Genomic DNA, 21463 nt, shown 5'->3' on the forward strand with positions numbered 1-21463 from the left:
CAGGACCCTCGATTCCGTGCGCCTGAGAGAGGAGCCCCCATGGGCTACGCCCACGAGTACGCGGCCGCGGTGATGCGGCGCGGCCGGGTCCCGATGGAGCCCGCCGACTTCGTGCCCGACTGGGCCGACCGGCCCAGGAAGGGCAAGTACTTCCCCGGCGCCGAGCGGTTCCCGCTGCCGGACGGCGTGGTCGGCCCGGCCGCCACCGTGCAGCGCGGGCTGCACGGCCCGTTCGGGGACGGCGGGTTCACCCTGGAGCTGCTCGGCGGGATGCTGCGCGACTCCTACGGCCTGACCGGTCGGCGGCTGGCCGTGCAGGCCAACTCCGACCTGGGCTCGCTGCCGCTGGCCACCCACGCCAACTACTCGCGCGGCACGGCCTCGGGCGGCGGCCTCTATCCGCTCGGCGTGCACTGGGTCTGCGGCCCGAGCGGCCCGCTGACCCCGGGCGTCTACCACTACGCGAGCGGGCAGCACGCGATGGAGCGGCTGCTGACCGGCGACGTGTCCGCGCACGTCACGGCGGCGCTGGGCGGGTTCGGGCCGCCGACCGACCAGTTCCTGGTGCTCGGGGTCAAGTTCTGGCAGAACGCCTTCAAGTACAACAGCTTCGCGTACCACGTGGTCGCGATGGACCTGGGTGCCCTGCTGGAGACCTGGCGGATCTGGGCCGGCGCGCACGGCCTGCGGATCGGCGCCGCGCTCTGGTTCGACGAGGAGCGGCTGACCCGGCTGCTCGGCATGGTGCCCGAGCAGGAGGGTGTCTTCGCGGTGGTCCCGCTGCGCTGGCAGGACGGCGGGCGGCAGGACGGCGCCGGGCCCGCGCGCAGGCCGGACGCGGGGCTGGACGTGGCGCCGGGCGCGAGGACGGACCTGCCGGACGTACGGGTGCGGGCGACCGAGCAGGAGCGCTCGCGCCGGGTGTTCGGCTTCGAGACGGTCCAGCGGGTGCACGCCGCCACCCTGGCGGGCGCGACCGAGCGCCCGGCCCCCGGGGTGCTGGACGCCGCGCTCGGCGCCGTCGCGGCCGGGGGCGGGAGCTTCCGGGGCGAGGACGCCCCCGGCGAGGGCGAGCGACTGCGGCTGCCCGCGCCGCGCCCGCTGACCGCCGACGTACGCACAGCGCTGCGGGCCAGACGCAGCAGCTTCGGCCGCTTCACCACCGCGCCGGGCCTGACCGCCGAGCAGTTGGCCACCACCCTGGCGGCCGCCGCCACGGCCGCCCGGCTGGGCACCGACGCCGAGCGTCCCCAGGACCCCCAGAGCCCCCAGAGCCCCGAGGACATCGAGGACCCCCGGAGCCCCCGGAGCACGGCGCCCGCCAGGCTCTACGTCTTCGCCAACCAGGTCGCGGACGTGCCGCCGGGCGCCTACCGCTACCACCCCGACGACGGTTCGCTCACCCGGCTGCACGCGGGCGCGCCGGGCGCTTTCCTGCAGGCCAACTACTTCCTGGCGAACTACAACCTGGAGCAGGCCGGCGCGGTGGTGATGGTCGCGGCGCCAATCGCCGCCGTGCTGGACGCGGTCGGCGACCGCGGCCTGCGCCTGGTCAACGCCACCGTCGGCGCGGTCTCGCAGGCTTGCTACACCGCCACCGCCGCGGCCGGGCTGGCCTGCGGCGTGGCGCTCGGCTTCGACTGCGTCTCCTACGCCGAGCACCTGGCCCTGACCGGCAGCGGCGAAGTGCCGATGCTGATCATGATGGTCGGCCAGGAGCAGCGCCGACCGGCCGACTTCGACCACCGGATCGCCTGACGTGCGAGGAGCAGCCTTGACCAGCGAGAGGGCCCTCGACCACGGGCTCGGACGGTACTTCATGCTGCGGGTCGGCGGCCTGCCCGTCGACGCGGTGCACGGCCTGCGGGCGCCGCAGGCCTTCGACTGGGCCGAGCGGCTGCTGACCGAGGAGGAGCGACTGGCCGAACTCGGCGCCCGGCTCAGCGAACCGCTCTCGGCGCGGGTGCGGACCATCGACGACGCCGCGCGGCGGCGCGAACTGCTGGCGCTGCGGCGGCAGGTGTTCAACAACCGGTTGCCCACGGACGTGGCGGCGGCGCGGGCCCTGGCGGCCGGGCTCGACTCCGCGACCGGGGCGCTGCTGACCGAGTGGCTGGACGCCCGGCAGCGGCTGGCCCGGCTCGACGCCCGCGGCGAGCCCACCCTCACCGCTGAACTCGCCGCCACCCGAGCCGCGTTGCAGAAGCTCGCGGAGCGGGACGAGCTGCGCCTGGGCCTGCTGCTCGCCTCCCCCGCGCTGGCCGACCGGCTCGGCGACGACCGACCCAACGGCGGCCGACCCAACGGCGACCGACCCAACGGCAACCGACCCAGCGGCAACCGGCCCAGCGATCCGGCCGCGCCGCTGGACAAGCGCGCCCGCAAGCTGGAGCGCTCACTCCTCTCCTACCTGTACCGGACCGCTTGCAAGACCAGCCCGTTCAGCACCTTCACCCCGGTGGCACTCGGCCACTTCACCGCCGCGCCGACCGACCAACGGACCGGGCACCCCGCCGAACTGCCGTCCGGTGAACTGCCGTCCGGTGAGCTGCCGTCCGGTGAGCTGCCGTCCGGTGAGCTGCCGTCCGGTGAGCTGCCACCCGGTGAGCTGCCACCCGGTGAGCTGCTGCTCGGCGCCGCGCGGAGCAGCCACCCGCGGCTCAACGTGGTGGCGCTGGCCCGGCTGGCCGAGCTGATCGCCGCCGACCCGGTGCGCCGCCGCGACCTACCGCTGACGCTGGCCTCCGGCTGGGAGCTGACCGACGACCGGGTCCGCTACGTGCAGCGCTCGGTCACCGCCGCCGACGGCGCCACGCCGGTGAGCTTCGACGCCGCACGGGACCGGCTCTTCTTCCTGCGGCTGAGCGGCGTGCTGGAGCAGCTGATCGAGCTCTTCGGCGGGCGGGCACTGATCCGCTACGGCGAACTCGCCGACCTGCTGCACGCCGAGGCCGGTGGCAGCACGGCGGACGCCGAGCGCTACCTGCGCGCGCTGCTGGAGGTCGGCATGCTGCAACTGCCCGCGCTGGCCACCGATGTGCACGCCGCCGACCCCGTGCGCGCGTTCCAGGCCGCGCTGCGCGCGCTGGACCGCCCGTGGGCCACCGCGACCGCCGAGCGGCTCGCCGGGCCGGCCGCCGTCATCGACCGCTATCCCGCGGCCGACGCGCCGACCCGCCGAACCTTGCTGGCCGAGCTGCGAGGCGAGTTGACGGAGCTTCAGCAGTCGCTCGACGCCACGGCGGGCCCTGTGCCGCAGACGCTGCTCTACGAGGACGTGGCGGCGGGCGAGACGGGCGCCGACGGGGCCCGATGGGCCGCGCTCGCCGCCCGGCCGCTGGCCGAACTCGCGCCGATCCTGCCGCTCTTCGACCTGGGCCTGGCCCAGCGCCTCACCCTCAAGGGCTTCTTCCTGGCCCGCTACGGCCGCGGTGGCCGCTGCACGGATCTGCTGCAGCTGGTGCACGACTTCCACGAGGACATCTTCGACCAGTACCTGCAGTTCACCGCGCTGGCGCCGGCCCGGGCCGAGCACGGCGGCTACCCGCCCGAGGAGAACTGGCTGGGCCTGCCCGAACTCACCGCACTGGACCGGGCCCGCGCCGAACTGGCCCGCCGGATGCGCGGTCACTGGGAGGAGCACGCCGAGGAGCACGCCGACGAAGGCGCGGAGGAAGGCGCCGAGGAGCACGCCGAGGAGCGCGCCGAGTTGCTGCTGACGGCCGCCGACCTGGCCGCCGTGGCCGCCGAACTCGCGCCGCTCGGGCAGGCGTTCGCGCCGCACAGCCACTTCGTCCAACTCGCCGCCGGAGGGCCGGGCCGCGAGCCGCTGGTGGTGCTCAACCACTCCTACGGCGGCCTGGCCTTCCCGTTCACCCGCTTCACCCACTGCTTCGCGCAGCCCACCGAAGCGCCTACCGGAGCACTCGCCGAACCACCCACCGGACCACTCGCCGCATCGTCCGCCGGACCGCCCACCGAACCGCCCACCGAACCGCCCGCCGGTCCGCCCACCGACCTGCCCGCCGCCCTGCGCGAGGGGCTGCGCGCCGCCCAGCCGGCGGGCGCGGTCTTCGCCGAGGTCACCGCGGGGGCGGCCACCACCAACCTCAACCTGCACGCCCGGCTGACCGACTACGAGCTGGTCTGCCCGGGCGAGACCAGCACCGCCCCCGCGGCCGCCCGGCTGCACCTGGAGGACCTCGTGGTCGAGCACGACGAGGTCGCCGACCGGCTGCTGCTGCGCTCGCGGCGGCTGGACCGCGAGGTGGTCCCGGTCTACCTGGGCTACCTGGTCCCGATGGTGCTGCCGCAGACGCCGCGCAGCCTGCTGCTCTTCTCGCCCACCTCCCGGGTCACCCCGGAGCTGTGGCGCGGGGTGCCCACCGGGCCGGCCACCGAAGGGGTCACCCACCGCCCCCGGGTCCGCTACGGCCGGCTGGTGCTGCACCGGCGCAGCTGGACCGTCACCGCCGAGGCTCTGCCCCGCCCCCGGCCCGGACAGCGCGAGGCCGATCGCTTCCTGGACTGGCAGCGCTGGCGCCGCCGCCACCGGCTGCCCACCCAGCTCTTCGCCCGACTCCGTCCGGAGAGTGACAGCGGCGGGCAACTCGGCACGACGAAGCCGCAGTACGTCGACTTCGCCAGCCCGCTCTCCCTGCTCGCGCTGGACGGCCTGCTCGGCGGCGGCCCGGGCCGGCTGGTGCTGGAGGAGATGCTGCCCGGCGACGACGACCTGCACGTGCGCTCCGCCGAGGGCCGGCACGTCGCCGAACTCGCCCTGGAGATCCTGCCGCCCCCGCACCCCGCACCCCGGACCGCCCCCGCGCCCCGCAGCACCCCGGAAGGAGAGCCGAGCCGTGGCTGACCACCCGACCGCCCCGCAGGCCGATCCCCAGGCCGATCCCCGGGCCGCCTCCCGGGCCGCCTCCCGAGCCACCCCCCAGGCCACCCCCGGCGACTGGCAGGCCTTCCACGTCTTCTACGCCGCCAGTCCGCGCCCGCTGCTGCTCCAGTGCGTGCGCCCGCTGGTCGCCGAGCTGACCGGGCAGGGCCTGCTCGCCGGGTACTTCTTCCTCAACTACTGGCTGGAGGGCCCGCACCTGCGGCTGCGGCTGCGCCCGGCCACGGCGGCCGCCGCCGCGCCGGTCCGCGAGCACGCCGAGGCGGCGATCGCGGCCTTCCTGCGCCGCCGCCCCGCCCTCTACCAGGTGAAGGACAGCTTCTTCGCCGAACTCTACGAGACCCTCTTCGAGTTGGAGTACCGCGAGGAGGACCGGGCCCGGCTGCTGGGCCCGGACGGGCGGATGCGGCTGCGCCCCAACAACACCTTCAGCATCGAGCCCTACGAACCCGAGTACGGCAAGTACGGCGGCCCGGCCGGGGTGGCGCTCGCCGAATGGCACTTCCAGCGCTCCAGCGACCTGGTGATCGAGGCCACCCGCAGCATGAACCTGCACCTTCGCACGGTGGTGCTGGGCCTGGCCGCGCAGCTGATGATGACCATGTCGGCCTGCTTCCTCGCCGACCAGGAGCAGCTGCTGACCTTCCTGGACCGCTACCACGCCTTCTGGAACGGGGCCTTCGCCGGCACCAACTTCACCGCCCAGCAGGGCTACGACCGGGCCTACGGCAGCACCGGCGAGACACTGGCCGGGCGGTTCCGCGCCGTCCGGGCGGCCGTCGGCGCCGGGGAGCTCGCGCAACTGCCCACCCTGCTGCGCGGCTGGGCCGAGCACTGCCTGGAGCTGCGCGCGCGGGCCGTGGGGCTGGCCGAGCGCGGCGAGCTGGTCTTCCGCTCCTGGGACGGCGAGCGCGACCTGCCGGTCACCGAGGCGGCGCAGGCACTGCCGATGCTGCTCTCCCCCTACGCGCACATGACCAACAACCGGCTCTCGGTGACCGTGCGCGACGAGGCCTACCTCTCCTACGTGCTGGCCCGCGCGCTGCGCGAACCGGCCGGCGCGGTGGCACCATGACGGTCCGTCAACTCCTGGAGCTGCGGCCCCGGCTGCGCCCGGAGATCCTGATCAGCCGCCCGCTGCGGCGCGGCCCGGCGGTGGTCCACCTGCTGCGCGACCCGGTCAGCGGCAAGCGGCTGGAGATCGGGGTCAAGGAGCACTTCCTGATCAGCCGGCTGGACGGCACCCGCTCGCTGGCCGAGTTGGGCGAGGGCTACGCCCAGCGGTTCCGGGCCCGGCTCGGCGAGGCGCAGTGGCAGCAGCTGCTCGGGCTGCTGTACGGGCGCGGCCTGCTCACCGACGCCCCGGCCCCGGCGCCCGAACCGCCGACCGAGCCACCCCGCTCCACCGTGCTGAGCGGCCGGGTGAAGCTGGTCGCCGACGCGCCCGCGCTGCTCGACCGGCTGCACGCGGCCACCGGCTTCGCCCGCCACCGCCGCTTCCTCCTCCCGCTGTTCGTCCTGGTCGCCGCCCTGCTGACCGAAATCGCCCGGCACCTGGGCGAGTTGCTGCGCGAGACCGGGCAACTGTTCCACCAGCCGGTCGCGCTGCTCGCCGTCGGCACCCTGCTCTGGCTGGGCCTGGCGCTGCACGAGCTGGCGCACGGCCTGGTCGGACGCGCCCACGGCGGGCGGATCACCGAGATCGGGCTGCGCTGGCGGCTGCCGGTGAGCTACCTGTACTGCGAGGTGGCGGACGTGCAGTTCTTCGCCCGGCGGCGCGCGCAGCTGGCCACCGCCGGCGCCGGCGCGCTGGCCAACCTGGTCTTCCTGCTGCCCTGGTACCCGGCCTGGGCCCTGCTGCCACCGCACGCCCAGGCCCGTCCCTTCCTCGGCGGCCTGCTGCTGCTCGGCACCGCGCTGGCGCTGGCCAACCTGCTGCCGCTGCCGCCGCTGGACGGCTACCAGGCGCTGGGCCACGCCGTGGACTGCCTGCGGCTGGCCAGCGAGAGCCGCCGCTTCGCCGGCGTGACGGCCCGCGCGGCCCTGCGGCGCGGCGCGGGTCCGGAGCGAGCGGCCCTGGGCGCATACCCCACCCAGCTACGGCTGGTCTACGGCGGCTACGCGCTGCTCTGCGCGGCCCTCGCGGCGGCGGCCCTGGCGGCGCTCGGACCGCTCGGGCGGCGCCTGCTGCCGGCCGGCTGGGCGCCGGTGGCGGGCTGGGCCCCGCTGCTGGCCGCCGGGCTGGCGCTGGGACTCTGGGCGGCCGGCCTGCTGCTACGCGGCCTGCGCGACCGGCAGGTGACCTGATGTCAGCGACAGAGAGCACGGAGCAGATGAGCACAGCGACGACCCCGCCCGGCCCCGCGGTGGCGCTCACCGGCGTCAGCAAGCGGTACGGGCAGACCCAGGCGCTCGACGGGGTCTCCCTCACCGTGGGACGAGGCGAGTTCTTCGGCATCCTCGGCCCCAACGGCGCCGGGAAGACCACGCTGGTGGAGATCATCGAGGGCCTGCGCCGACCGGACGCCGGGCAGGTGGCGGTGCTCGGCGAGCAGCCCTGGCCGCGGAACACCGGCCTGCTGAGCCGACTCGGCATCCAGACCCAGGCCTCCGCCTTCTTCACCCGGCTGACCGCGCTGGAGCACCTGGAGACCGTGGCCGCGCTCTACCGGCTGGACGGCGGCGCCGCGCGGCGCGCGCTGGACCTGGTGGAGCTGGGGGAGAAGGCCCGCAGCCGGGTCAGCGACCTCTCCGGCGGTCAGCGCCAACGACTGGCGCTGGCCACCGCGCTGGTCCACGACCCGGAGCTGATCTTCCTGGACGAGCCGACCGCCGCACTCGACCCCGCCGCCCGGCGCTCGCTCTGGGCGGCGCTCGCCGCGCTGCGCGGTGCGGGCCGCACCATCGTCTGCACCACCCACCACCTGGAGGAGGCGCAGACGCTCTGCGACAGGGTGGCGATCATCGCGCGCGGCTCGATCCTGGCCGTGGACAGCCCCGGCAACCTGATCAGGTCACTGGCCGGACCCACCCGGCTCTCGCTGCCCGCGTACCGGCTGCCACCCGCACGGGCGAAGGCGCTGCCCGAGGTCGAGCGGGTCGAGGTCGAGGGCGGCGAACTGGTCCTCTGGACCAGGGCCGCGAGCCGGGTGCTCATCGCGCTCGGCGAACTGGTCGACCTGGCCGAGGTGCAGACCCGCACCGCCACCCTGGAGGACGCCTACCTGGCGCTGACCGGATCGGAGCACCGCCTGTGAACGCCTACGCCGCCGTCACCAGGGCCAGCTACCTCGCCTACGTCCGGGACCGCACCTCGGTGATCTTCACCTTCGCCTTCCCGCTGGTCTTCCTGGTCGTCTTCGGGCTGATCTTCCAAGGCCAGTCGGTCAGCGGGGGCCTGTCGTACATCAACTACATCGCGCCCGGGGTGCTCTCCTGGGGGATCGGCAACGCGGCCCTCTTCGGGGTCGCCTTCACCCTGATGCACTGGCGGCGCGACGACCTGCTGCGCCTGATCTGGCGCACCCCGACCCCGCTGCGCACGGTGCTCGGCGCCCGCTACCTGGTGGCACTCGGCACCGGCCTGATCCAGGCGCTGCTCTTCACCGCCGTCGCGCTGGCCGCCTTCGGGCTGCGGATCGACGACCGCTGGCCGCTGGCACTGCCGGTGCTGGTGCTGGGCGTCACCGCCTTCGCCGCGCTCGGGCTGGTGGTCGGCACGCTGGCCGACACGCCCGAGGCCGTGGCGGCCGTGGCCAACTGCGTGATGGTGCCGATGGCCTTCCTGTCCGGCGCGTTCTATCCGATCGACCTGATGCCGGGCTGGCTGCGCTCGCTCTCCCGGGTGCTGCCGCTGCGCTACTTCGACGAGGGGGTCACCGACGCGCTGGGCGGGCGCGGCGGTCTCGGCGTCCCCGCGCTGGACTGCGCGGCGCTGGCCGGCTTCGCGCTGCTCTTCGCCCTGCTGGCCGGCCGCTTCTTCCGTTGGAGCAAGAAGTCATGACGGATCGTCAGCCGCTGGTCGAGTCAGCGGAGTTCCTGGCGGCGGCCCGGAACGGCCTGGCGCGGCGGCTCGCCGAGCGGGCCGCCGCGGCCGGGCGGCCGGCCCCCGAGGTGGTCGTGCTCGGCGCCGCCGACCTGCTGCGGCCCGAGCCCGCCGAAGCGGCCGACCGGCGGGCCCGGGCCACCGTGCACCTGAGCGCGCAGGCGGTGCTGGTGGGGCCCTGGGGCGGCGTGGGCGGGCCGCGCGGAACGGGCGGAACGGGCGGTACGGGCGGTACGGGCGGTACGGGCGGTACGGGCGGTCCAGATGGGTTGAACGGCCTGAACGGGCCGGACGGCTCCGGCGGGCCCTGCGGGGTCTGCCTGGCGATGCGCTGGCAGCGGCTGCGCAGCCGCACCGAGCGGGAGGCGCTGGAGACCGGGCAGGCCGTCACCCCGGTCGGACCCGGCTGGCCGGTGCTGACCGAGCACACGGTGGACGCGCTCTGGGCGCTGCACCAGGCGGTGCTGGAGCGGTCAACACCCGCCGTCCGGAACGCCGATGACCCGAACGAGGCCGCCGGAGCGCGCCTGGTCGGCCGGCTCGACCTGGAGACGCTGCGGGTGCGGACCGTGCCACTGCTCGCCGAGCCGCTCTGCCCATGGTGCGCGGCCCGGGGCGCGCCGCAGGCCGGCGAGGGCCCGGTGCTGCCGCTGCGCTCGCGGCCCAAGCCGGCCCCGGCCAGCTACCGGCTGCGCCCGGTGGGCGGCTACCCGCTGCCCGCCGACGCGCTGGCCAACCCGGTCTGCGGCGTGCTGGGCGCGGGCACCTGGGCCGACGTCACCTCGCCCACCACCGCCCCGGTGGCCGGCAGCGTCTTCATGCGCGGCTACGCCGGGCTGACCGACGTGACCTGGAGCGGACAGGCCGACGCGACCGCCACCAGCCGCTCGCTGGCCTTCCTGGAGGGCCTGGAGCGCTATGCGGGCACCCACCGCCGCCGCACCGCGCCGCCGCTCACCGACTCCTTCCGCAACCTGGCGGGCGGCGCGCTGGACCCGCGCGACTGCGGCCTGTACGCCGAGCGGACCTACCGGGACGACCCGCTGCTGCGCCCCTTCGACCCCGACCGCCCGATCCCCTGGGTGCGCGGCTGGTCGCTGCGCGACGAGCGTCCGATCCTGGTCCCGGCCCGACTCTGCTACTACAGCGCCGGGGTGGCCGCCGACAACTTCGTCTTCGAGTGCTCCAACGGCTGCGCGATCGGCAGCTGCCTGGAGGAGGCGATCCTCTTCGGCCTGCTCGAACTGATCGAGCGGGACGCCTTCCTGCTCGGCTGGTACGGCGATCTGGCGCTGCCCGAGCTGGAGTTGGATGCCGGCGCCGACCCGGCGCTGCGCGCGATGGTGGACCGGGCCGCGCTGCGCGGCTACCGGGTGCGCGCCTTCGACAACCGGGTGGACCTGGCCGTCCCGGTGGTCACCGCGCTCGCGGTGCGCGAGGACGGCGGGCCCGGCACGCTGGCCTTCGCCGCCTCGGCCGGCTTCGACCCGCAGGCCACCCTCGCCTCGGCGGTCGCCGAGATCCTCACCTACCTGCCGCACCTGCCCGGCCAGGTGAGCGCCCGCCCAGCCGAACTGGCCGCCATGGCCGATGACTTCGAGCTGGTGCGACGGCTGCCGGACCACGCCGCGCTCTTCGGCCTGCCCCGGATGGCCGAGCACGCGCGCGGCTACCTGGAGCCGGCCGAGCGGCGCGAGGCGGCGGGGGCCTACCGGGGCTGGCTCAAGGAGCGGCCCGACTCCGGCGACCTGCTGGACGATCTGCTCTTCTGCCGCGACGAGTTGGTCCGGGCCGGCTTCGACGTGATCGCCGTCGACCAGACCACCCCGGAGCAGGCCGCCCTGGGCCTGCGCACGGTCTGCACCCTGGTGCCCGGCCTGCTGCCGATCGACTTCGGCTGGTCGCGCCAGCGCGCGCTGCTGCTGCCCCGGCTGCGCACCGCGCCGCGCCGCGGCGGGCTGCGGGCCACCGACCTGACCGAGGCCGAACTGCGTTTGGTCCCGCACCCGTTCCCGTAGTGAGCGGGGACGGGGCGGGACCGGGCAGCGGCTCGGCCGGTCACCCGGCCAGTGACGCGGCCGGCCGCGCCGGTTCAGGTGGTGCGGCGGTGCGGTGGTGCAGCGGTGCACCGGTGCAGCGGTCGATCAGGTGCTGCGGGTGGATCAGGCGGTGCGGTGGATCAGGCGGTGCAGCTGGTGGTGCTCGTGGTGCTGGAACAGGTGCTGGTGCTGGAGCAACTGGTCGAGGAGCCCAGCATGACCTCGCTGGTGTCCGAGTAGTCGCTGATCTCGAAGGTCTCCGACTCGAGGTTCAGGATCTCCTCGGCGAGCGAGGCAAGGGAGTTGTCGGCCATGGGGACTCCTTCGTGGATGCGGGCGGCGCCACGGCCACCGGAGGGGCCGCACCACCAGTTGTACGGCGGACCGCTGGCACCTCCCGGTGCGGTCCACTGACACCTCACTGACCACCACGCGTCAACCGATCACCACGCCGTCCACCTCACCGACCACCACGACCACCACGACCGGCGGGAGCCCGGAATGACCACGACCAGCGAAGCGCTCGCCCGGGTCGCCGAGTTCTACCTCGACCTGCACCGCAACCCCGAGCTGTCCGGCGCCGAGCGGCGCACCGCCGCGCGCTTCGCCGAGCGGCTGGCCACGGCCGGGTACCAGGTCACCTGCGGCATCGGCGGCCACGGCGTGGTCGGCGTGCTGCGCAACGGCCCCGGCCCGGTGGTGCTGCTGCGCGCGGAGCTGGACGCGCTGCCCGTCCCCGAGCGCACCGGTCTGCCGTACGCGAGCGAGGTGACGGCGGTGGCCGCCGACGGGCGGACCGTCCCGGTGGCCCACGCCTGCGGGCACGACCTGCACCTGGCCTGCGCCGTCGGCGCGGCGGCGGAGCTGGCCGGGTCGGCGGCGGCCTGGCGCGGCACCGTGCTGGTGGTCGGCCAGCCCGCGGAGGAGACCCTGAGCGGCGCGCGGGCGATGCTGGCCGACGGCCTCTACGAGCGCTTCGAGCCGCCCTCGGTGGTGCTCGCCCAGCACACGGCCCCGCTGCCGGCCGGCCTGGTGGCCCACGGGCGCGGCCCGGTGACGGCGGGCAGCCGGACCCTGCGCCTGGTGCTGCACGGGCGCGGCGGCCACGCGGCGGCCCCCCACCTGGCGGTGGACCCCATCCAGGCGGCGGCCGCCGTGGTGCTGCGGCTGCCGGGGGCGGTCGCCCAGGAGAGCGCCCCGGCCGAGCAGGTGGTGGTGACCGTCGGCTCGCTGGAGGCGGGCGGCCCGAGCAACGTGATCCCGGACCGGGCCACCCTGACCGTCACCGTGCGCGCCTTCTCCGAGCCGGCCCTGGAGCGGGTCACCGCCGCCGTGCTGCGGGTCGCCAGGGGCGAGGCGCTGGTATCCGGCTGCCCGCGCGAACCCGAGGTCGAGGAGCTCGCCCGCTCCGGGGTGAACCTGCCCGACCCCGAACTGACCGCCCGGGTCCGCGCAGCCCACCAGCGGGCCTTCGGCCCGGCCCGGGTCGCCGACTGGCCCCCCTCCCCGGCCACCGAGGACTTCCCCCTGCTCGGCGAGGCCGGCCGCCCGCTGCACGGCGTCCCCGGCATCCGCACCGCCTACTGGATGCTCGGCATGGTCGGCCCCGCCCAGTGGGCCGCCGCCCCCGGCGCCGGCGCGGCCGAGAAGCTGGCCGCCCTCCCCGCCAACCACTCCCCCGAGTTCCGCCCCCACCTCCCCCTCACCCTGCGCACCGGCATCGCCGCCCTCACCAGCGCCGCCCGCACCGCCTTGGCCGACCCCACGAGCTGACCGACCTCGCGAGCTGACCGGGGAGGGGGCCGGACGGGGCAGCTGTGTTCGGCCGATGAGTCGTCGGCCGATGAGTGGTCGGCCGATGAGTCGTCGGCCGATGAGTGGTCGGCCAACTCTCGCCCCTAGGGGGTGCGGCGGTCCGGAACAGGGGTCGCCCTGGGGTTGCTCGCCTGAGCAAAAGGGCGTAGCTTCTTGCTCAGGCAAGCAAGAAGTAGCTCGGGTGAGCAATGAACAGCTCAAGCGAGCAAGACGGCGAGGAGCGGGAAGATGGGGCGCACGTTCACCGAGTCGGCGCGGCGCACCCAGATCGTGCAGGGCGCGATCGAGGTGCTTGCCGAGGTCGGCTACGCCAGGACCTCCTTCGCCAAGATCGCGAAGCAGGCGGGGCTCAGCAGCACCGGGATGATCTCGTACCACTTCGCCGGCAAGGACGACCTGATGCGCGCGGTCGCCACCGAGGTGTGGCGGGTCTCCGAGGAGTACATGCTGCCCCGGATCGAGGCGGCCGAGGGAAATAGGGGTCGACTCCGGGCGTACATCGAGTCCACTATCGAACTGCTCTCGGTCTACCCCAAGCACCTCGCCGCGCTCCTGGAGGTGGTGCCCAACCTGCAGGGGAGCGACCCATCCCTGCTGGGGTACCGCGACTCGGCACGCTCGATGATGGAGATCCAGCAGAAGCGGCTGGAGGAGGGTCAGGCGCTCGGCGAGTTCGGCGAGTTCGACACCTGGGTGATGGTCACGGCGCTGCGCGGCGCGATCGACGCCGTGGTCATGCGCTGGCACTCGGAGCCCCATCTCGATGTGGCTCCGCTGGCCCGCCAGTTGGCCGACCTCTTCGAGCGCGCCACCCGCCGGGAGCCGTGACGGCCGAGCGCGGCAACCGACCAGCCACAGCAGATCAGGCAGAACACTCAGTGAGGGGAAAGACCGTCATGGGGAACCTCGTGGAGCACCCGGCTCAGACGGCGAGCGCGACAACCGCGGATCCGAGCGGCACGTCGGCCACCGCGCCGGCCACCGACCCGACGGCCGTGCCGGCGATCGACCCGGCGGAGGTCAAGCGCCGCACCGCCGCCGGCCGCAAGAAGCTGATCATGTCGCTGGTCTTCGAGCTGGCCATCCCGCTGGGTGGCTACTACGTGCTGGTGGGCGTGGGCCTGAGCCAGTGGGCGGCGCTGCTGATCAGCGGTCTGCTGCTGGCGCCCTGGGTGGTCCAGGGCATGGTGAAGAGCCGCCGCCTGGAGGCGATGCCGGTCTTCACCCTGCTACTGATGGCGGTCGGCGCGCTGATGTCACTGCTCACCGGGAGCCCCCGGGTGCTGCTGGTGCGCGACAGCGGCCTCTTCGGGGTGATCGGCCTCTGGGTGCTCGGCACCCTGGCCACCCAGCGCCCGTTCATGCTGACCGCCGCCCGCTCCATCGTCGCCGCGAAGATCGGCGAGGCCGGCGCGCAGCAGTGGCTCGACCGCTGGAACACCGAGCCGGTCTTCCGGCACCAGATCCGGCTGCTCACCGCGGTCTGGGGCGGCGGCTTCCTGCTGGACGCCGCGATCCGGGTGACCTTCGCCTACACCCTGCCGATCAACGCGGTGCCGCTGGTCAACTCGCTGCAGTGGCTGGTGGTGCTGGGCGCCCTGTTCGGCTTCCACTTCTGGTACATCACCCGCAACGGGCTGAAGGTCTGACGCTCCGTCAGCCAGGAGGTGAACGGCGGCCCCGCCCGGACCTGGTCCGGGCGGGGCCGCCGTTCGCGGTGCGCGGGTCCCGCGGTGCCCTTGACGAGTGGGGTGCGGTTCCGTTTGATTCTGTGTGCTGTGTACGGAATCCGGTAACCCCCCTCCCGGGAGGCAGGCTTGACCGCGCGCCCCGTTCCCACCGCTCCTGCCGCGCCCGTCGCGCGCCGCCTGACCCGGGTGCCGGGGCTGCTGCACGGGGGCGACTACAACCCCGAACAGTGGCCCGAGCCGGTCTGGGCCGAGGACGCCGCGCTGATGCGGCAGGCCGGGGTCAACCTGGTCACGGTCGGCGTCTTCGCCTGGGCCGAGCTGCAACCGGGCCCCGAGACATGGGAGTTCGGCTGGCTGGACCGGCTGCTCGACCTGCTGCACGCGCACGGCGTGGCCGTCGACCTGGCCACCGCGACCGCCTCGCCGCCCGCCTGGCTGGTCCGCGCCCATCCCGAGCTGCTACCGGTCACCGCCGACGGGGTGCGGCTGGAGTTCGGCTCCCGGCAGCACTACTGCCCCTCCTCGCCGGTCTACCGCGCGGCGGCCGTCCGGCTGACCAGGGCGCTGGCCCAGCGGTACGCCGACCACCCGGCGCTGGCGCTCTGGCACGTGCACAACGAGTACGGCGACCACGTGACCGAGTGCTTCTGCGCCGGGTCGGCGGCCGACTTCCGCCGCTGGCTGACCGAGCGCTACGGATCCGTCGAGCGGCTCAACCAGGCCTGGGGCACCGCCTTCTGGTCCCAGCGCTACCGCGAGCTGGACGAGGTCGAGCCGCCGCGCCGGGCCCCGGGACCCATCAACCCGACCCAGCAGCTGGACTGGCGCCGGTTCTGCTCGGACGCGCTGCTGGCCTGCCACCGCGCCGAGCGGGCCGTGCTGGCCGAGCTCTCCCCCGGGGTGCCGGTCACCACCAACTTCATGTCGATGTCCAAGCCGCTGGACCTCTGGCGCTGGGCCGAGCACGAGGACCTGGTCTCGGACGACGCGTATCCGGACCCGGCCGACCCGCGGGCCCCGGTGCGGGCGGCGCTCAACTACGACCTGATGCGCTCGCTCAAGGGCGGCGCGCCCTGGCTGCTGCTGGAGCAGGCACCCTCGGCCGTCAGCTGGCGGCCCGTCAACGTGCCCAAGACGCCCGCCCAGCGGCGGCTCTGGGCGCTGCAGGCGGTGGCACACGGCTCGGACGGGGTGCTCTCCTTCCAGTGGCGGGCCTCCCGCGCCGGGGCCGAGAAGTTCCACAGCGCGATGTTGCCGCACCGGGGCACCGATTCGCGCGGCTGGCGCGAGACCGTGCGGTTCGGCGCCGAGTTGGCCCGGCTGGGCTCGGTGGCGGGCGGGCGCACCCGGGCCGAGACGGCGATCGTGCTGGACTGGGAGTCCTGGTGGGCGCTGGAGCTGGACGAGCACCCCTCGGCCCGGATGCGCTGGCCCGAGCTGCTGCTGCCCTGGTACGCGGCGCTGCACCGGCGCGGGGTGGCCGTGGACTTCGTCCGCCCCGAAGCCGAACTCGGCGGCTACCGGGCGGTGCTGGCACCCAACCTCTACCTGCTGCGCACCGCCGACGCCCACCGGCTGGCCGCCTTCGCGGCGGGCGGCGGCCAGTTGGCCTGCGGGGCGTTCAGCGGGGTGGTGGACGAGCACGACCAGGTGCACCCGGGCGGCGCGCCGGGTCCGCTGCGCGAACTGCTGGGGCTGGCGGTGGACGAGTTCTGGCCGCTGGCGGACGGCACGGGCGTGCCGGTGCTGCTGGACGGCACGGACGCACCGGCACTGCCGGCCGGCCCGGACGCGCCGCAGGACGCCGCGCCCCCGCTCACCGCGACGCTGTGGAGCGAGTGGCTGGAATGCGCCGGGGCCGTCCCGCTCGCCCGGTACGGCGCCGGCCCGCTGGCCGGCCGACCGGCCGTGACCCGGCACGGCAACGCCTGGTACCTGGGCTGCCACCTGGGCCCGGACACCGGCGCGGTGCTCGACCGGGTGCTCGCGGCCGCGGGCGTCACCCCGGCGCTGCCCGTGCCCGAGGGGGTGGAGGCCACCGTGCGGACCTCACCGGACGGTGCCGACCACCTCTTCCTGCTGAACCACGGCCACCGCGCGGCCGAGGTGGCGCTGCCGGCCCGCTGGCGCGGCGCCCGGGACCTGCTCGGCGGGCCGGCGGGCGACCGGCCGGTGGGCGACCAGCCGACGGGCGACCACCTGGCCGGCGACCAGCCGACGGGCGACCAACTGGCCGGCGACCAGCCGACGGGCGACCAACTGGCCGGCGACCGGCTGACGCTGGAGCCGCTCGGCGCCGCGGTACTGCTCCATCCGCAGGGCACCACCTGAGGAACACCCACCCGAGGAAGGCCCGATGAAGCGATTACTGCGCCTCGCCACCACCGCCGTCCTGCTGGCCGCCGTGCTCGGCGCCGCCACCCCACCGGCCGACGCCACCGGAGCCGCCGGCGCCACCGGCACCCCCGCACCGGACCGCGACCCCGCCGCCTACGCCGACGTGCTCGACCTGCACGGCACCCCCGCCGCCGCGCTGCCGGGCGACGGCAGCGGCGACACCGACGACAACCCGATCACCGTCTTCGCCGACCAGGGCGCCTGGCACGCCTACGCGCTGCCCGCGCCGGGCGACACCGCGAGCTACGGCGGCTTCACCGGGCCGCTCTACCTGGCGCACGAGTACCCCTGGTGGCTGAGCACCTCCTTCACCCGGATCCAGCTCAGCGAGCAGGGCCGGCCGCTGGACCTCGCGGGCGGCGGCGCACCGGTGCTCAGCTCGCTGCCAGGGCGCCTGCTGGAGCGCTACGACCTCGGCCAGGGCCTGCGCCTGACCCTGGAGCTGCGCTTCACCGACGACCGCACCGCCCTGGTGCGGGCCTCGGTGGAGAACCAGGGCCCCGGGCCCCGCACCCTCGGCGTCGGCTGGACCGGCGCCCTGCTGCGCCCCGCCGAGGAGCCGATGCGCGACGCGCCCGGACTGGTCGCCACCGGCACCGGGGTCGCGGTGGACTTCGCCCGGGTGCAGCAGACCTACGACTACCTGAGCGACGGCACCGAGCGCTTCGAGGTCACCCACGACCGCCCGGTCAGCACCACGGTCAGCGGCGACTCCTACCGCACCGAGCAGAGCGCGCCGCTCGACCTGGCGCCCGGCGCCCGGCAGCAGCTCTCCTGGACCGAGTCGTACACCTTCACGCTCGCCGAGCGGGCCCAGGAGCAGGCCGCCGCCCGGCACCTGCTGGCGCGCCCCGCGACCGTCGCGGCGGCCGCCGACGCCGTCGACGCACGGTGGCGCGGCTACCTCGCGGCGGCCACCGCGCGGGTGCCCGCCGACCGGCGCCGCCTGGCGGTCAAGGCGGTGGAGACGCTGACCACCAACTGGCGCAGCCCGGCGGGCGCGCTGCGGCACGCCACCATCACCCCGTCGATCTCCAACAAGTGGTTCGCGGGCGGCGCCTGGGCCTGGGACACCTGGAAGCAGGCGGTCGGCACGGTGGTCTTCGACCCGGGGCTGGCCGAGTCGCAGATCCGCGCGATGTTCGACTACCAGGTGCGGCCGGGCGATCCGGCCTACCCGAACGACGCCGGGATGATCCCGGACTGCGTCTTCTACACCGACCCGGCGCACGGCGGCGGCAACTGGAACCAGCGCAACTCGAAGCCGCCGCTGGCCGCCTGGGCGGTCTGGCAGGTCTTCCAGGCCACCGGCGACACCGCGTTCCTGGCCGAGCTCTACCCGGAGCTGACGGCCTACCAGCAGTGGTGGGCGCGCGACCGGGACCACGACGGCGACGGGGTGGCGGAGTACGGCGCCACCGTCGACCCGGGCAACGCGACGACCGAGGACATCCGGCAGGCGGCCGCCTGGGAGAGCGGCATGGACGACGCGCCCCGCTTCGACGCCGCGCTCGGCACCGCCCCGGTGGCGAACCACGACGCCGCCGGGACGCTGACCGGCTACTCCCTGAACCAGGAGTCGGTGGACCTCAACTCCTACCTGGCCGCCGACCGCCACTACCTGGCGCTGATCGCGGCCCGGCTCGGCCACCCGGCCGACGCGGCCGGGTGGAGCGCCTCCTCGGCCGCGCTGGCGGCGCGGGTGCGGGAGCGGATGTACGACCCGGCGACCGGCTGGTTCTACGACACGGCGCTGGGCAGCGGCACCCGCCTGGTGGACCGGGGCCGCGGCGCCGAGGGGATCACCCCGCTGTGGACCGGCGTCGCCTCCCCCGCGCAGGCGGCGGCGGTGCGGGCGGCGCTGACCGACCCGAACGGCTTCGGCACCCCGACGCCCTTCCCCAGCGTGGCGAAGAGTTCACCGTTCTTCGACCCCACCGGCTACTGGCGCGGCTCGGTCTGGCTGGACCAGGCCTACTTCGCGCTCACCGGCCTGCGGCGCTACGGGTACGGCGCCGACGCGAGCGCCCTGACGGAGCGCCTGCTGAGCACCGCCCAGGGCCTGACGGGTGACCAGCCGATCCGGGAGAACTACGACCCACTCACCGGCGCGGGTCTGAACTCCCGCAACTTCAGCTGGTCGGCGGCCCTGCTGCTCCCCCTGCTCAGCGACGCCGACTGAGCGACTCCGACTGGGCGACGCCGACTCAGCGACGCCTGCTGACAGGCGGCAACACACCGCACACAATCGATCACCAATCAACAAACTCACGCACAAGCCCTGTTGGCATGTCGCATGTGCAATTACACTCCACCGCAACGGCAGCGCTGCCACCCCCAGCTCAGTACCGCTGCCGTCGCGGTGGGTCACACCCCGGCCACCACCGCGCGCCCTGTTGCTTTCTGTTCGTCGCCCCCACTCCCCCACCGGAGCCGCACCATGCGCGCAAGACTTCCCCGCACCACCAGACGCACCACCGGCCGCACCGCCAGCATGCTGCTCACCCTGGCCCTCGCCACCCCCGGCCTCGGGGCCCTCGCCGTCACCACGGCGCCGCCGGCCGCCGCTCTCGGCAACGGGACCGCCCTCACGCCGCCGATGGGCTGGAACTCCTGGAACAGCCTGAGCACCAGCGTCAACGAGCAGGAGGTGCAGCAGACCATCGACTACATGTCGGCCAACGGCCTGGTGGCCGCCGGCTACAACACCGTCACCATCGACGACGGCTGGTCGCTGCGGCACCGCACGGGTCAGAGCACCGACCTGGTCGAGAACTCCTACGGCGCGCTGCAGCTCTACGACGGCAACGGCAACCCGGTCCTCGGCACCGACGGCACGGGCAACGACCCGACCTCCGGCCACCTGGTCCCCGACCCGCAGAACTTCCCGTCCCAGGTGGTGAACGGCCAGACGCTGAACGGCATCCAGTACCTGGCCTGGTACGCGCACAGCAAGGGCATGAAGTTCGGCCTCTACGCCACCGACACCTACACCACCTGCCAGGGCCACCCCGGCAGCCTGGGCCACGAGAGCACCGACGCGAGCGACTTCGTCTCCTGGGGCGTCGACTACGTGAAGTACGACGACTGCCCCTACGGCCCGCAGATCATCGGCCCGGACGGCCACAACTACTGGACCCAGGGCGAGGGCAAGGAGCTCACCGAGTCCATGTACGCCCGGGTGCAGACCTTCCAGCAGGACCTGGACTCGGCCTCCGCCGCCCAGGGCCGCCCGAAGGTCACCCTCAGCGTCTCCGCGCAGCCCGTCCACTCCGGCGTCCCGTACCTGCTCAACGCCAACGACCCGGCCCGCACCGACCCGGTGATCCAGGCCGCCGGGACCCCGCAGTACGACTCGCCCGGCGACGCCCCCACCGCCGTCTGGTGCGGCCAGGTGGCCAACCTCTGCCGGATCGGCGGCGACCGCGACAGCGAGCTGAGCGGCGTGCTCTACAACGGGGCGCTGCAGACCGCGCTCCAGTACCCGAACAACGTCCGGCCCGGTAGCTGGAACGACATGGACATGCTGTTCACCGGCTGGAACGACCCCTACGGCGTCTACGGCGTCACCGACAGCAACATCGGCTCCAGGTCGTTCACCGACGACGAGTCGCGCACCGAGATGTCGATCCTCTCCATGATGGCCGCCCCGCTGATCTCCGGCGCCGACCTGCGCACGGCCGCCCAGTCCCAGCACAGCTACAACGGGGTCAACTGGTCGACCGGGATCAACGCCAACTCGCTGGCCATCCTGAAGAACCCCGGCATGATCGCGATCGACCAGGACAGCCTGGCCAAGCCGGCCACCCTGGTCGGCAGCGCGCCGAACTCCCCGACCGCGCCCGTCGTGCTCAAGCGCCAGCTGGCCAACGGCAGCACCGCCGTCCTGCTGGTCAACCAGGACCCGACCTACAGCCAGAGCATCTCCACCACCCTCGGCGCCCTCGGCCTGACCGGCCCCGGCTACTCGTCCAAGGAGGTGTGGACCGGTGCCGGCGGCAACGTCACCGGCACCGGCGCCCTGGGCACCACGCTGGCCCCGCACGCCTCCGCGCTCTACGTGCTCACCCCGCTGCCCACCACCATCCCGGCCGCCGTCGTCGGGGACGGCAGGTACCACGCGATCAGCGCCGGCGGCACCGGCGGTCAGGTCCTGGAGGTGGCCGGCACCTGCAGCGCCAACGTCGGCGGCAACGCGGACATCAACACCTGGTCGTCCACCCACACCTCCGAGCAGTGGACCTTCACCACCAACCCCGACGGCACCACGCAGATCAGCGACAACTGCGCCACCGGCACCCAGAACCACACCGTGCTCGCCGCCGGCACCTCCGCCGGTGGCAGCGCCTACCTGCTCAACTACTCGCCCGGCAACCCCTGGCAGGAGTGGCGGGTGCTGCAGAACACCGCGACCGGCGCGCTGAGCATCACCAACGTCGGCACCGGCCTGGCCCTGGACACCTCGGGCACCGCCGCCGGCGCCACCGTGGTGACCAACGCCCCCAACGGCAACGCCCCGGGGCAGTCCTGGAGTCTCACCTCCTGACCACCTCCTGACCGCCCGCTGACCGTC

14 protein-coding genes are annotated in these 21463 nt (G+C 74.6%); 13 read left to right on the plus strand and 1 reads right to left on the minus strand.

Going from position 1 to position 21463, the window contains the following annotated elements; all coding sequences use genetic code 11:
• Window positions 1–39: 39 nt before the first annotated feature.
• From OG455_RS09410 to OG455_RS09440, 7 genes are read left to right on the plus strand one after another with little or no spacing between them, the layout of a single operon-like run.
• Complete coding sequence (locus OG455_RS09410; protein WP_266292020.1) at window positions 40–1758, plus strand: nitroreductase family protein; 1719 nt, start codon at window positions 40–42, stop codon at window positions 1756–1758.
• 16 nt (window positions 1759–1774) lie between these two features.
• On the plus strand, window positions 1775–4867 hold the full coding sequence (locus OG455_RS09415) for a lantibiotic dehydratase (protein ID WP_266292022.1): 3093 nt from the start codon (window positions 1775–1777) through the stop codon (window positions 4865–4867).
• The gene (locus OG455_RS09420; protein ID WP_266292024.1) at window positions 4860–5978 is read left to right on the plus strand and encodes a lantibiotic dehydratase C-terminal domain-containing protein; all 1119 of its coding nucleotides are present in this window, start codon (window positions 4860–4862) and stop codon (window positions 5976–5978) included. The genes OG455_RS09415 and OG455_RS09420 overlap by 8 nt, the downstream gene beginning before the upstream one ends.
• Entirely contained in the window at window positions 5975–7210 is a 1236-nt protein-coding gene (locus OG455_RS09425) for a peptidase M50 (RefSeq protein ID WP_266292026.1), read from the plus strand. Before OG455_RS09420 ends, OG455_RS09425 begins: the two co-directional genes overlap by 4 nt.
• A gap of 26 nt (window positions 7211–7236) precedes the next feature.
• Window positions 7237–8160, plus strand: coding sequence for an ABC transporter ATP-binding protein (locus OG455_RS09430; protein WP_266292028.1), 924 nt, complete (start codon window positions 7237–7239; stop codon window positions 8158–8160).
• Window positions 8157–8906 (plus strand): ABC transporter permease, encoded by a 750-nt coding sequence (locus tag OG455_RS09435; RefSeq protein WP_266292030.1) that lies wholly within the window; start codon window positions 8157–8159, stop codon window positions 8904–8906. The genes OG455_RS09430 and OG455_RS09435 overlap by 4 nt, the downstream gene beginning before the upstream one ends.
• On the plus strand, window positions 8903–10966 hold the full coding sequence (locus OG455_RS09440) for a TOMM precursor leader peptide-binding protein (protein ID WP_266292032.1): 2064 nt from the start codon (window positions 8903–8905) through the stop codon (window positions 10964–10966). The genes OG455_RS09435 and OG455_RS09440 overlap by 4 nt, the downstream gene beginning before the upstream one ends.
• A 161-nt stretch (window positions 10967–11127) precedes the next feature.
• Here the strand turns inward: OG455_RS09440 and OG455_RS09445 are convergent, their stop codons facing one another.
• Window positions 11128–11301: a thiazolylpeptide-type bacteriocin gene (locus tag OG455_RS09445; RefSeq protein ID WP_266292034.1), complete on the minus strand. Its 174-nt coding sequence runs from the start codon at window positions 11299–11301 to the stop codon at window positions 11128–11130.
• Between the two features lie 187 nt (window positions 11302–11488).
• On the opposite strand from OG455_RS09445, the gene OG455_RS09450 reads away from it, so the two are divergent.
• The 6 genes from OG455_RS09450 to OG455_RS09475 all read left to right on the plus strand — a co-directional run bounded on the left by OG455_RS09450 (window position 11489) and on the right by OG455_RS09475 (window position 21436).
• A complete protein-coding gene (locus OG455_RS09450; protein ID WP_266292036.1) occupies window positions 11489–12760 on the plus strand; it encodes an amidohydrolase in 1272 nt (423 codons plus the stop codon).
• 270 nt (window positions 12761–13030) lie between these two features.
• The gene (locus tag OG455_RS09455; RefSeq protein ID WP_266292038.1) at window positions 13031–13630 is read left to right on the plus strand and encodes a TetR/AcrR family transcriptional regulator; all 600 of its coding nucleotides are present in this window, start codon (window positions 13031–13033) and stop codon (window positions 13628–13630) included.
• 68 nt (window positions 13631–13698) lie between these two features.
• Window positions 13699–14451: a VC0807 family protein gene (locus OG455_RS09460; RefSeq protein WP_266292040.1), complete on the plus strand. Its 753-nt coding sequence runs from the start codon at window positions 13699–13701 to the stop codon at window positions 14449–14451.
• A 168-nt stretch (window positions 14452–14619) separates the two neighbouring features.
• Complete coding sequence (locus OG455_RS09465) at window positions 14620–16824, plus strand: beta-galactosidase (protein ID WP_266292042.1); 2205 nt, start codon at window positions 14620–14622, stop codon at window positions 16822–16824.
• Between the two features lie 25 nt (window positions 16825–16849).
• Window positions 16850–19072, plus strand: a complete 2223-nt coding sequence (locus tag OG455_RS09470; RefSeq protein ID WP_266292044.1) for a trehalase family glycosidase — start codon at window positions 16850–16852, stop codon at window positions 19070–19072.
• A gap of 258 nt (window positions 19073–19330) precedes the next feature.
• A complete protein-coding gene (locus OG455_RS09475) occupies window positions 19331–21436 on the plus strand; it encodes an alpha-galactosidase (protein WP_266292046.1) in 2106 nt (701 codons plus the stop codon).
• Window positions 21437–21463 lie beyond the last annotated feature (27 nt).

The sequence above is a fragment of the Kitasatospora sp. NBC_01287 genome (assembly GCF_026340565.1).
Classification (GTDB): Bacteria; Actinomycetota; Actinomycetes; order Streptomycetales; family Streptomycetaceae; genus Kitasatospora.

Coding starts and splice junctions, on each gene's coding strand:
- OG455_RS09430 (WP_266292028.1), top strand. CDS start 7,237: ATGAGCACAGCGACGACCCCGCCCGGCCCCGCGGTGGCGCTCACCGGC.
- OG455_RS09445 (WP_266292034.1), bottom strand. CDS start 11,301: ATGGCCGACAACTCCCTTGCCTCGCTCGCCGAGGAGATCCTGAACCTC.
- OG455_RS09450 (WP_266292036.1), top strand. CDS start 11,489: ATGACCACGACCAGCGAAGCGCTCGCCCGGGTCGCCGAGTTCTACCTC.
- OG455_RS09470 (WP_266292044.1), top strand. CDS start 16,850: ATGAAGCGATTACTGCGCCTCGCCACCACCGCCGTCCTGCTGGCCGCC.
- OG455_RS09425 (WP_266292026.1), top strand. CDS start 5,975: ATGACGGTCCGTCAACTCCTGGAGCTGCGGCCCCGGCTGCGCCCGGAG.
- OG455_RS09475 (WP_266292046.1), top strand. CDS start 19,331: ATGCGCGCAAGACTTCCCCGCACCACCAGACGCACCACCGGCCGCACC.
- OG455_RS09440 (WP_266292032.1), top strand. CDS start 8,903: ATGACGGATCGTCAGCCGCTGGTCGAGTCAGCGGAGTTCCTGGCGGCG.
- OG455_RS09410 (WP_266292020.1), top strand. CDS start 40: ATGGGCTACGCCCACGAGTACGCGGCCGCGGTGATGCGGCGCGGCCGG.
- OG455_RS09460 (WP_266292040.1), top strand. CDS start 13,699: ATGGGGAACCTCGTGGAGCACCCGGCTCAGACGGCGAGCGCGACAACC.
- OG455_RS09455 (WP_266292038.1), top strand. CDS start 13,031: ATGGGGCGCACGTTCACCGAGTCGGCGCGGCGCACCCAGATCGTGCAG.